The following is a 10,980-nucleotide window of genomic DNA, read 5'->3' as shown; positions in this document are numbered from 1 at the left end:
CGATGTCGGCTCGTCGCATCCTGGGGCTGGAGTCGGTCCCAAGGGTTGGGCTGTTCGCCCATTAAAGCGGTACGCGAGCTGGGTTTAGAACGTCGTGAGACAGTTCGGTCCCTATCCGCCGTGGGCGTAGGAGACTTGAGGAGGGTTGACCCTAGTACGAGAGGACCGGGTTGAACGGCCCGCTAGTGTACCGGTTGTCACGCCAGTGGCAGCGCCGGGTAGCCATGGCCGGTTCGGATAAGCGCTGAAAGCATCTAAGTGCGAAGCCGACTCCAAGATAAGGTCTCCCACCGGGTTAACCGGGTAAGGGCCCTGGTAGACAACCAGGTTGATAGGCCGGAGGTGTAAGAAGAGCAATCTTTTGAGCTGACCGGTACTAATAGCCCGAGGGCTTGTTCACCTATAACTCACTCTTCAGTTCCTGAGGATGAGTCGTTAAGTAAGGAAATCGGATCCAGCGCTGAAAAGCAGGCTGGGGAATCTCATGGACCTGATTCGGTTGTTGACCTCGAGTGGTCTGGTTCGGCGCGCGTATATATTGCGAAGCCTGATGCCGACAGACCCCGACGAGAGCATCGACCTGTATTGGGCCGCGCGCGCCCTCGAACTCGCACGCCAGGCCGATTACCGGACCAGCCCGAATCCCATGGTGGGTGCGGTGGTGCTGGACCCGGCCGGCCAGGTGGCGGGCGAGGGATTCCACCGCCGCCCGGGTGAGCCGCACGCTGAGGAGGAGGCCCTCGCGGCCGCGGGCGAGGGCGCGCGGGGCGGCACTCTCTATGTCAACCTCGAGCCTTGCGCGCACGCGCACCGCACCCCTTCGTGCTCCCAGGCGGTCGTCGACGCCGGGGTGCGGCGGGTGGTCGTCTCGATGACCGATCCAGACGAGCGGGTGCGCGGCGCGGGCGTCCGCATGCTCGAATCCGCCGGCATCGAGACGGTGGTCGGCGTGCACGAAGAGCGTGCCCGGCGTCTGAACGAGTTCTACGTCAAGCACCGTCTCACCGGTCGCCCTTTCGTGTCCGCGAAGTTCGCGATGAGCCTTGACGGCAAGATCGCGACCCGCGCCGGCGAGTCGCGCTGGATCACCGGGGAAGAGGCTCGTGCTCACGCCCACCGCCTGCGGCACATGCATGACGCCATCCTGGTGGGCGTCAACACCGTGATCGCCGACGATCCCGAGCTGACGGCCCGCTCGGAGGGCGACGCATTGCGCCAGCCGCTTCGGGTGGTGGTCGATTCCCAGCTCCGCATCCGGCAGTCGGCCAGGATCGTCGGCTCGAACACGCTCATCGCCACCACGCGCAGCGGCCGGGTCGGCGCCGCCGAGGTCGTGCGTCTGCCGGCTGACCCAGACGGTCACGTGGCCTTGCCGGCGCTCCTCGACGAGCTGGGTAAGCGCGGGGTCCTGAGCCTGCTGGTCGAGGGCGGGGGCGAGGTGCACGCCTCGTTTCTCACCGGCGGCCTCGTGGACAAGGTGCACGCGTACGTCGCGCCGCGGCTGATCGGCGGCCGTGAGGCGCCGGGTCCGGTTGGTGGCCTGGGGGTGGAGCACCTGGTGGATGCCGTCTCGCTGCGCGAATTCGACATGGTCAGGCTCGGAACTGACATTCTGATCACCGGATACATCGATGTTCACGGGAATCGTTAGCGGCGTCGGCACGATCGTCGAGGCGAGCCCGAACCGGCTCGGGATCGAGCACGCCGCCACGGCCGGGCGCCTGACCGTCGGCTCCAGCGTGGCGGTCAACGGCTGCTGCCTCACGGTGGTCCGGAAATCCGGCGCGACCTTCTTCGCCGACGTGGTGCCCGAGACGCTCCGCCGGACCAACCTCGGCTCGGCCAAGCCGGGGTCGGCGGTCAACCTGGAGCTGCCGCTCGCCGCCGATGGATTGCTCGACGGGCACCTCGTCCAGGGTCACGTCGACGTCACCGCCATGGTGAAGCGAGTGGCCGCCGCGGCCGCCGGGAAAGAGGTCGTGATCGAGCTGCCGAAACCGCTTCGCAGCTTTGTCGTCGCGAAGGGTTCGATCGCCGTCGACGGGATGAGCCTCACGGTGGCCGCTGTCGACGATCAGGCCGGCACTTTCACCGTGGCTTTGATTCCTCACACGCTGGCGGTGACGGTGGCCGGCGACTACAAAGCGGGCACGGCGGTGAATCTCGAAGCCGACGTCGTCGCCCGCTACGTGGCCCGAAACCTACCCCGGTAGTATTTCACCGCGAGATGGGCCTAGCCACCGTCCCAGAGGCGATCGCCGACTTCGAGGCCGGCAAGTTCGTGATCATCGTCGACGACGAGGACCGCGAGAACGAGGGGGACCTCGTCGTCGCGGCGCAGCTCATCACGCCCGAGCACATCAGCTTCATGACCCGGCACGGTTCCGGTCTGGTGTGCATGCCGATCATCGCCCGGCGCCTCGACGAACTCGGCATCGCACCCATGGTCGAGCGCAACACGAGCCGGTTGGGCACGGCGTTCAGCGTGAGCATCGACGCCAAGGACAACGTCACCACCGGTGCATCGGCTTACGACCGGGCGGCCACCATCCGCAAGGTCCTGGACCCCGCCGCCAGGGCGTCCGACTTCTCGATGCCGGGGCACACCTTCCCGCTGCGGGCGGCCGAGGGCGGCGTGCTCACCCGCGCCGGCCAGACCGAGGCCTCAGTCGATCTGGCCATCCTGGCGGGCCTCTATCCCGCCGGCGTGATCACCGAGCTCATGAAGGCCGACGGGACGATGGCGCGGATGCCCGATCTCGAGCGGTTCGCCACCGAGCACGACATCAAGCTGATCACGGTCGAGCAGATGATCGCCTACCGCCGGCGCAACGAGAAGTTGATCGCGCGGCGCGTCGAGGCGACGCTTCCCCTCGGCGATGGACACCCTCTCCAGTGGAAGCTCTTCGCGTATGAGGACATACTGCGGCACGAGAATCACCTCGCCCTGGTCCTGGGTCAGATCGACTCGCAAAAACCCGTGCTCCTGCGCGCGCACTCCGAGTGCCTGACCGGAGATATCTTCGGCAGCCTACGGTGCGATTGTGGCGCGCAGCTGCACGCGGCCATGGACATGATCGCCGCCGCCGGCACAGGCGTGATCCTGTACATCCGGCACCAGGAGGGTCGAGGCATCGGCCTTCTCGACAAGCTGCATGCCTACAACCTGCAGGACCGCGGGCTGGACACGGTCGAGGCCAACGAGGCTCTGGGGCACCCGGCCGACAAGCGCGACTACGGGATCGGCAGCCAGATCATCTACGACCTGGGCGTGCGCAAGATCCGGTTGCTGACCAACAACCCCAAGAAGATCTACGGGCTGGAGGGTTTCGGCCTGGAGGTGGTGGAGCGGGTGCCGATTCGCATCCCCTCCAACCCTCATAACGAGCGCTATCTCAAGACCAAGAAAGACAAACTTGGTCACCTGCTCTAGTGATCCGTCTCGAAGGTTCGACGCCGATGCCAGGGGCGACGCCGCGTGGCGCCCGCGGCACCCCGCGGGCTCATCCGGCGATTTTCCGCCGCGCCTCCGGCGATACGCATGGGTGAGAAAGGCGCCAGTCCAGACCTGAGCGGAGCCGACCTGCGGATTGCGGTCGTCGCCTCACGGTTCAACGAAGAGGTGTCGAAGCGCCTCCTGCGAGGTGCCTTGGATTCGCTGCAAGGGCACGGGGTGGAAGACCCCGACGTGTTCTGGGTCCCGGGGTCGCTGGAGCTGCCGGTCACCGCGCTGGCGCTCGCGGAGCGGGGCGGTCACGACGCGATCGTGTGCCTGGGCTGCGTGATCCGGGGGGAGACCTATCACTTCGAGGTCGTGGCGGACCAGGCGGCGGCCGGCATCATGCAGGTCCAGCTGGACACCGGCGTGCCGGTGGCGTTCGGGGTGCTGACGACGGAGGACAGGGAGCAAGCCCTGGCACGCTCCGGTCCGAAGCACAACAAAGGCGCCGACGCCGCCGAGGCCGCGATCGAGATGGCGAACCTCCTGCGTGCGATCCAGGGTTAGGCGGCGGTGGCGACCGTGACGATCTTGTCGCCCGCCGGCGCGACGATGAAGCCCTCCGTGGCGGCCGGCGTGCTGAAGTGTTGCGCGGAGCCGAGCGCCGTCGAGTAGACGACGTCACCGGACTCGGGGTCGAGCGCGTACAGCCTTCCCGACCCCGGCTCGATGGCCCACACGTCGCCCGCGGCAAGGACCGGCGATCCGAGCGACGGGTGACTGGCGTGCCAGATGACGTCGATCGAGGTGGTCCTGACCGTGAGCGCGTACAGCCCGTCGGAGCACGGGACGTAGACGGTGTCTTTCGACCACGCCGTGCCCCCGAAAGCACCCGAACAGACCGGCCGGCTCGCGATCTGCCCGCCGATGCCGCCGAGCCGATCCGCCGTCAGCAGGTACGCGACACCCTGCTTGCCGATGGCCAGCACGACACCCGGTGACGGCAGCAGCGTCGCGCCCACCGAACCGAGGTCGGTGTCGCCGGCGTTCAGCGAGATCCAATCGGCGGGGGCAAAGTACGACTGCACGTGCTGGAGATCAGCGGACAGCTCGACCACCGAGTTGCTGTAGTCGAAGCTGGACCGAGAGGCGCCATTGCCGGTGACGATGTAGACCGAGCCGGACGGCGCGATCGTCGCTCCCGCCGGGTCCCAGACACCAGCCCCGCGCGCGCTCGGGACGCGGTAGGACAACGCCGGCCCGCCGCCGACCGGCACGGCTTCCAGGTATCCGTTGTACTGGCCGCAATCCCCGAACAGCCCGCCCAGCGGAATGTAGACGTAACCCGAACCGAGGGCCAGGGCTCCGCGCTGCTGCTGCACCGCCGGGTCGGATCCGGCCGGGTCGATGTCACGCTGCGCGACGGTCGAGCCGTCCGCGAGGCTCAGCGTGAAGAGCATGTGGTGGTGGCTGCGAAGGAAGGCGACGACGTAGAGCCGGCCCGCGCCGGCGTCGGCGGCGGGCGTGCCGGTGATCCCGGTCACCGGCCCGATGTCGCCGCACTGGAGCGAAGCAGCGTTGACGGGCTCGCCCAGATGAACCTTCCACACCACCGCACCGCTGAACAGATCGAGCGAGTAGACGGTGTTGTTCTCCGTCGCCACGAGCACGTGGCCGGCCACGATCAGAGGTGAGGCGTAAACGTCACCGTCGAGGCCGGTGGTCCAGGCGACCCGCGGTGGCGACGAGGCCGAGCTCAGCGCGGGTGAGGCCGGTCCGACCCCGCTGCGAGCCGCGTCGTGGTGGTACTCGGCCCAGTCCGCCGCCAGACCCGGCGACGCCGCGCCCGCGGGCCCGGGAGTTCGCGCGGGGAGCTCTGGACCCGACCCACCACAGGCGACGCCGACGACCACCAGAGCAACGCCAAGGGAGACGGTCAACCGGCGGCTCACAGCCCCCAGCTGAACTTGTGGACCGGCGACAGGCGCGCCCGTTCGGGGCCGATCAGCTCGACCCGACCCTGCAGCGCGATTCCCCGCTTGGGTCCCATCGCATCGACGACCATGGCCGCTCGTGGCTCCGCCAGCACGTTGCGAAGCTTGACTCCATCGACGTCGAATTCCAGCGCCCCGGACTCGTTCACCGTGTACATGACCGGCACGACGTGGGGCCACCCCGACGGGCCGACCGTGGCGAAGCGTCCGATCCGCTGTGAGCCCAAGAACTCGAGCTCGCCATCCGTGAACACCATCAGTTAAGCGTAGCCCCGGACGGCGCCGGCTCCCAGCCACTTAGACTCAATCACGCAGCATCGATGGCAAGGACCACCACGCGCGACGTCGGGACATTGGGCGGATACACGATCCGGCGTCGCGAGCGCCTCGAACGGCTCGAGGGCAGCTACCTGGAACTCGTGCACGAGCGCACCGGCGCGCGGCACATCCACGTCGAATGTCCTGACGACAACAACGCCTTCGCCGTCTTCTTCCCGACTGTGCCGAAGGACTCGACCGGGGTTGCGCACATCCTCGAGCACGTCGTTCTGGCGGGCTCGCAGCGGTACCCCGTCCGCGACCCGTTCTTCAGCATGAGCCGGCGCTCCCTCGCCACGTTCATGAACGCGCTGACGGCGGCGGATTGGACGATGTACCTGTTCAGCTCGCGCAACGCCAAGGACTTCATGAACCTCCTCGACGTGTACCTGGACGCCACGTTCTTTCCGCGTCTGTCCGAGGACTCGTTCAAGCAGGAGGGCATCCGCTTCGAGTTCGAAGACCCCCAGGACGTGACCAGCGGCCTGCGCTACAGAGGGGTGGTCTTCAACGAGATGAAGGGCGCCCTCGCGTCGCCGCAGGCGGCCGTCCAGCGCGGAATCGGCCGCTCGCTCTTTCCCGACCTGACCTACGCCCACGTCTCCGGCGGTGACCCCGAGGACATCCCGAACCTGACGTGGGAGCAGCTTCGGCGATTCCACGCCGTGCACTATCACCCGAGCAACGCGTACTTCTACACCTACGGCGACCAGCCGCTGGAGCGGACGCTGGAGGCGATCGAGCGCAACGCGCTGTCCCGCTTCCAGCGCATCGAGGTCGAGGCTTCGATCTCCGACGTCACGCGATTCGCCAAGCCGGTCGCCGCGGTCGAGCCCTACCCGGTCACGGCCGGCGAGCACCACGGCCGCAAATCGCAGGCCCTCGTCGCGTGGGTGACGGTGCCTACCGGGGATTCATTCCGGGTCCTGGCCATGAAAGTGCTCGCGGAGGTGCTTCTTGCCAATGCCGGCTCACCGCTGCGCAAGGCGCTCATCGACTCGCGCCTGGGGACCGCGATGGCCGACGGCAGCGGGCTGCAGGACGACTACCGTGAGGCGGTGTTCGGAGCGGGCCTGAAAGACATCGCCTCCGAGGACGCCGCCAAGGTACAGAAGGTCGTGCTCGACACTCTCGAGCGCCTGGCCGGCGAGGGCGTGGCCAAAGCCCAGGTCGACGCCGCCATCCACCGGCTGGAGTTCGAAAAGCGAGAGCGATCCAACGCCGGTTTGCCGTACGCGCTCAAGGTGCTGTTCAGCGCCATGGCCCCCTATTACTACGGCGGCGACCCGTACAGCGCCATGAACTTCGACGCCGATCTCGCGCATCTCGAGAAGGCGCGTGCCGAGGGGCCGTTCTTTGAGGACCTCATCCGGGCGGAGCTGCTGGACAACCCGCACCGCGTGTTGTTGACGATCGAGCCCGACCCGGAGCTCGAGGAGCGTCAGCGTCGCCGCGAGCTCGACCGGCTGGCCGTGGTCGAGGCCGGGCTCGACGACTCGGACCGAGCGCGAATCGTGGCCGAGGCGCTGCGCCTCAAAACCGACCAGGAAAGGAAGCACGACCTCACCTCACTGCCCACCCTGGAGTTGAGCGACATCCCGATGAAGTTCGAGGACGTCCCCAGCCGCGACGTCGCGCTGGGAGCCGCCAGAATCGAGTTCTTCCCTCAGCCGACCAACGGCGTCACGTACGTGGATGTCAGAGCCGACTTCTCAGCGCTCAGCCCGGAGCAGAAGGACCTGCTTCCACTCTTCAGCCGTGTGCTGACCCAGAGCGGGGCCGCCGGCCAGGACTATGTCGAGATCGCCGCGCGCATCGCTGCGACCACCGGAGGCGTGGGCGCCTCGCCGCAGGTTCAATCGCTGGCCGCCAGCGACGACTACCTGCAGTCTTTCGTGTTGTCCGGCAGGGCGCTCGACCGCAACGCGAGGCCGTTCGTCGAGCTCCTGGCCGACCTCGTCACCCGCCTGGAGATCGAGCCCAGGCGCCTCAAGGAGGTGATCGCCGAGAGCGCGACCCGCCTGGAGAGCTCGATCGCCAACCTCGGGTTCCAGTTGGCGATCCTCCGCGCCCAGTCGAAGCTCAGCTCGGAAGGCGCCATCAACGACCGCCTGCAGGGGATGGGCATGCTCCACGTCATGCGCCGTCTCGCCCGCCTCGGCGATGACGAGGTGGGGGACCTCATCTCCAGGCTGGATGCGATCCGCACGCGCCTCTTCCGGAGGGGCTCGATCCGCGTCGTGGTGACCTGTGAGGAGGCGATGGTCGAAACGCTGGAGGACCTGCTCGCGGGCTTCGCCGGCGCCCTGCCCGAGGGCGGCGACGAGGAGCATGCCGAGAAGCCCGAGCCCCTGGAGGCGGTGGCGGAAGCGCGAACCGCGCCGCTGCCGGTGGCGTTCAACGTCCGCACCTTCACGACGGTGCGCTACACGCATCCGGACGCCGCGCCTTTGCTCGTGCTGGCGAACTATCTCCGCGACACCTTCCTGCATCGGGAGCTTCGGGAGAAGGGCGGCGCATACGGCGGCTTCGCGGCGGCGGGTATCGCCGGCGGCACCTTCTACCTCGGCTCGTATCGCGACCCGAACATCGTCCGGACCTACGACGTCTACGACCACGCGGTGACCTGGGTCACGGATGGGGAGATCGACGCCGAGCCCTTGAAGGAGGCGATCCTCGGCGCGTGCTCCGACGTCGACCCGCTCGAGTCACCCGACATCAAGGGGCGGCGAGAGGCGGCGAACCGGGCCACCGGCTTCACCCGCGAAGAGCGCGAACGGTTCAAGCGGCGGCTCCTCGCGGTGACCGCCGACGACCTCCGGCGGGTCGCTCGCGGCTACCTCGCCGGCGCCCGCCCGGCACAGGTCAGCGTCGCCGGCCCCGAGCTCGTCGAAGCCGCTCGCCACGAGCGACCGGACCTGTTCGAGGTGGTCGCGCCCGTCTGATTCTGAACCGCGCCCCCGGCGCCGGGGGGCCGGAATTGCGTTCGGCACCCGGTTCCGCTCCCCTCTAGAATCCGCGGCATGAACCTCTGGCGCCAAGACTATTTCTGGCCCTCGGTGCTGGTGGTGCTGGGCGTCTACTTCCTGCTCAGCAACCTCGGCGTGCTGGACTGGCTGCGCCCCGACATCGCGTGGCCGATCGTCCTCATCCTGCTGGGCGGCTGGCTGATCGTCCGCCGCGCACGCAGCTGAGGCCGGCGCCGATGCGCGACCGCTACCGCAGCTTTTGGTGGCCCGCGGTCCTCATCCTCATCGGCATCTTCGCCCTAGTCGTCAATTCCGGCCTGATCCCGGCCGAGCGCCTGGAGCGGCTGATCGACCTCTGGCCGCTGCTCCTCATCGTCATCGGCGCGGAGCTCATCGCCCGCCGCGCTCTCCGCGGCGCGGCAGGGGAGCTGGCGGCGGTCCTGATCGTGCTCGTGGCCGCCGGCGGGGCGATGGCCTACGTGGCGCTGGCTCCCAACGCCGGCGGTGGGAGCCACACCCTCGATGCCTCGGACAGGGCCGGCGACCTGGAACACGCGTCGCTCGAGGTCGACGTCGGGGCGGCGACCATCACGGTGTCGGGGAGCGCAGGGCTCGGCGGCGACCTCTATCGCGCTCACATCGAGTATTCCGGGGGCAAGCCGGACATCACCCTCGACCGCACCACCGGCGACCTCCGGATCTCCCAGAGCAGCACCCGGTTCGGCATCTTTCAGAGCCATCGCTTCGTCCTCGGCCTGCAGCTCGATTCGAGCCTGCCCTGGAAGATCACCAGCAATACCGGCGCGGCGACCGGCACCCTTCAGCTGGCGGGCGTGCAGGTGGCCTCGATCGAGCTCAACACCGGCGCCAGCCGCGAGGACATCACCCTCGGACCGCCGTCGGGCATCGTGCCGATCACCATCAACGGCGGGGCGTTGACGGTGCATCTGCACCGGCCCAGCGGGACGCCAACCTCGGTGAGCGTCTCGGGCGGGGCGGTGAGCTTGGACGCGGACGGCAGGCAGCAGCGTGGTATCGGCACACAGAACTGGCAGTCGGCCGGTTACGACGGCGCGACCGATGGTTACCGCGTCGAGATCGATGGCGGCGCGTGCACGGTCACGATCGACTCCACCGGAGCAGCCGCTTGAGCCTAGGCCGGCGCCAGCCGTGCATCCAGCGCGGCGATACGCGACGCGTAGGCAGCCTGCGTTGATGGCCTGATCGAGGCGCGCAAGCCGCGCGCGGCGGCGCCGAGCATCGCCTCCAGCTCACCATCGAGGGCCTGCGCGGCGCGGAGCACCGGCACGAGCGCCGCCGCCCGCTCTGCGCCACCGAGGATCTCTTCGGGTTCGATGCCGAGGACGGCCAGCTGCTCGGCCTCGCGCTGAAGGCGCCCGGCGAGGGCCAGGTGTTCCTCGTCTCCCCGCTCGCGGCACCGCCAGGCGCCCGCCCGCGCAGCCGCGCTCGCCAGCCGGGCCTCGAGCAAGCGCCCCGCGGCCGCGGCGTTGGCGGCTTGGGCCGGGCACAGGCCCACGAGCTGCTGCGCCCCGACGGCGACTCCGCGGCGCTCCAGCTCGGCGACGACCGCCGCCGGCGGGGTTGCATCCGCGCGCACGAGGTTCATCGACAGCTGAACCTCTCCGCCGGGCAGCTCGAACACCAGCGCCTGGACGCCGCGCATGCCGCCGGCCGACTCGCGCAGCGACCGAGCGAGGGCGCGCGCCGCTGGGACGCCGGTGGCCGGCAGCAGCACGTTGAAGGCGACCAGGTTGAGCCGCGCGCCGACGCAGACGGCGCCGGCTGTGGGATGCATGTCGGGCCCGCCGAGGTCGGGTCGCGCCCGCCCGGCGCGGATGTCGGCCAGCGAGCGGCCCTGGCCGTAGAAGTACACCGGGACCTTGAGCCGGGCCCAGATCAGCTCGCCGACCTCCCGCGCGACTTCCCGGCAGGTCGCGAGCGTGGTCTGGCCGAGCGGGACGATCGGCACCACGTCGGCGGCGCCCACGCGTGGATGGACGCCCTGATGCCGGCGGACGTCGATGCGATCGATCGCCACACCTATCGCCTCCATGAGGCCCTCGACGAGCTTGGCTCTGTACCCCGCGATCGAGATCACAACGCGGTTGTGATCTGGGTCTGGGTCGCTGTCGAGGAGATGGGCATCGCCGGCGGCGGCCGCGATGGCCGCAATCACGTCGCGCCGCCTGCCTTCTGAGAAGTTGGGCACGGACTCGAAGAGGCCTTCCTGATTCATGCA

9 protein-coding genes and 1 rRNA gene are annotated in these 10,980 nt (G+C 68.7%); 7 read left to right on the top strand and 3 right to left on the bottom strand.

The features are described from left to right. The 5 genes from EPN29_03910 to EPN29_03890 form a co-directional block, all read left to right on the top strand. Positions 1–414: ribosomal RNA gene (locus EPN29_03910) — 23S ribosomal RNA — on the top strand; the annotation flags it as partial. Positions 415–550: 136 nt separating this feature from the next. Then, complete coding sequence (gene ribD / locus EPN29_03905) at positions 551–1,651, top strand: bifunctional diaminohydroxyphosphoribosylaminopyrimidine deaminase/5-amino-6-(5-phosphoribosylamino)uracil reductase RibD (protein TAN34517.1); 1,101 nt, start codon at positions 551–553, stop codon at positions 1,649–1,651. Next, complete coding sequence (locus EPN29_03900; protein ID TAN34516.1) at positions 1,632–2,213, top strand: riboflavin synthase; 582 nt, start codon at positions 1,632–1,634, stop codon at positions 2,211–2,213. Before ribD ends, EPN29_03900 begins: the two co-directional genes overlap by 20 nt. A 14-nt stretch (positions 2,214–2,227) precedes the next feature. Further along, entirely contained in the window at positions 2,228–3,433 is a 1,206-nt protein-coding gene (locus tag EPN29_03895) for a bifunctional 3,4-dihydroxy-2-butanone-4-phosphate synthase/GTP cyclohydrolase II (GenBank protein TAN34515.1), read from the top strand. Positions 3,434–3,541: 108 nt separating this feature from the next. Continuing rightward, a complete protein-coding gene (locus EPN29_03890) occupies positions 3,542–4,006 on the top strand; it encodes a 6,7-dimethyl-8-ribityllumazine synthase (protein TAN34514.1) in 465 nt (154 codons plus the stop codon). On the opposite strand, the gene EPN29_03885 is transcribed toward EPN29_03890, so the two are convergent. Beyond that, positions 4,003–5,613 (bottom strand): hypothetical protein, encoded by a 1,611-nt coding sequence (locus EPN29_03885; GenBank protein ID TAN34513.1) that lies wholly within the window; start codon positions 5,611–5,613, stop codon positions 4,003–4,005. The genes EPN29_03890 and EPN29_03885 overlap by 4 nt on opposite strands. Next, positions 5,388–5,690, bottom strand: coding sequence for a PPOX class F420-dependent oxidoreductase (locus tag EPN29_03880; protein TAN34512.1), 303 nt, complete (start codon positions 5,688–5,690; stop codon positions 5,388–5,390). Before EPN29_03880 ends, EPN29_03885 begins: the two co-directional genes overlap by 226 nt. Positions 5,691–5,753: 63 nt before the next feature. Between EPN29_03880 and EPN29_03875 the strand changes: the two genes are divergently transcribed. Next, the gene (locus EPN29_03875; protein TAN34511.1) at positions 5,754–8,696 is read left to right on the top strand and encodes a hypothetical protein; all 2,943 of its coding nucleotides are present in this window, start codon (positions 5,754–5,756) and stop codon (positions 8,694–8,696) included. A gap of 260 nt (positions 8,697–8,956) precedes the next feature. Then, entirely contained in the window at positions 8,957–9,871 is a 915-nt protein-coding gene (locus EPN29_03870; GenBank protein TAN34510.1) for a hypothetical protein, read from the top strand. A gap of 2 nt (positions 9,872–9,873) precedes the next feature. Here the strand turns inward: EPN29_03870 and EPN29_03865 are convergent, their stop codons facing one another. Continuing rightward, on the bottom strand, positions 9,874–10,977 hold the full coding sequence (locus tag EPN29_03865; GenBank protein ID TAN34509.1) for a glutamate formiminotransferase: 1,104 nt from the start codon (positions 10,975–10,977) through the stop codon (positions 9,874–9,876). Positions 10,978–10,980: the final 3 nt, after the last annotated feature.

This window comes from bacterium, from assembly GCA_004299235.1.
GTDB lineage: Bacteria > Chloroflexota > Dormibacteria > Dormibacterales > Dormibacteraceae > SCQL01.
Note: the sequence above shows the minus strand (reverse complement) of the source record. Positions and strands in the feature narration are given on the sequence as shown.

What these genes read in the sequence shown, in the direction of transcription:
- ribD (TAN34517.1), top strand. Translation starts at nt 551, where the DNA reads ATGCCGACAGACCCCGACGAGAGCATCGACCTGTATTGGGCCGCGCGC.
- EPN29_03900 (TAN34516.1), top strand. Translation starts at nt 1,632, where the DNA reads ATGTTCACGGGAATCGTTAGCGGCGTCGGCACGATCGTCGAGGCGAGC.
- EPN29_03895 (TAN34515.1), top strand. Translation starts at nt 2,228, where the DNA reads ATGGGCCTAGCCACCGTCCCAGAGGCGATCGCCGACTTCGAGGCCGGC.
- EPN29_03890 (TAN34514.1), top strand. Translation starts at nt 3,542, where the DNA reads ATGGGTGAGAAAGGCGCCAGTCCAGACCTGAGCGGAGCCGACCTGCGG.
- EPN29_03880 (TAN34512.1), bottom strand. Translation starts at nt 5,690, where the DNA reads ATGGTGTTCACGGATGGCGAGCTCGAGTTCTTGGGCTCACAGCGGATC.
- EPN29_03875 (TAN34511.1), top strand. Translation starts at nt 5,754, where the DNA reads ATGGCAAGGACCACCACGCGCGACGTCGGGACATTGGGCGGATACACG.
- EPN29_03870 (TAN34510.1), top strand. Translation starts at nt 8,957, where the DNA reads ATGCGCGACCGCTACCGCAGCTTTTGGTGGCCCGCGGTCCTCATCCTC.
- EPN29_03865 (TAN34509.1), bottom strand. Translation starts at nt 10,977, where the DNA reads ATGAATCAGGAAGGCCTCTTCGAGTCCGTGCCCAACTTCTCAGAAGGC.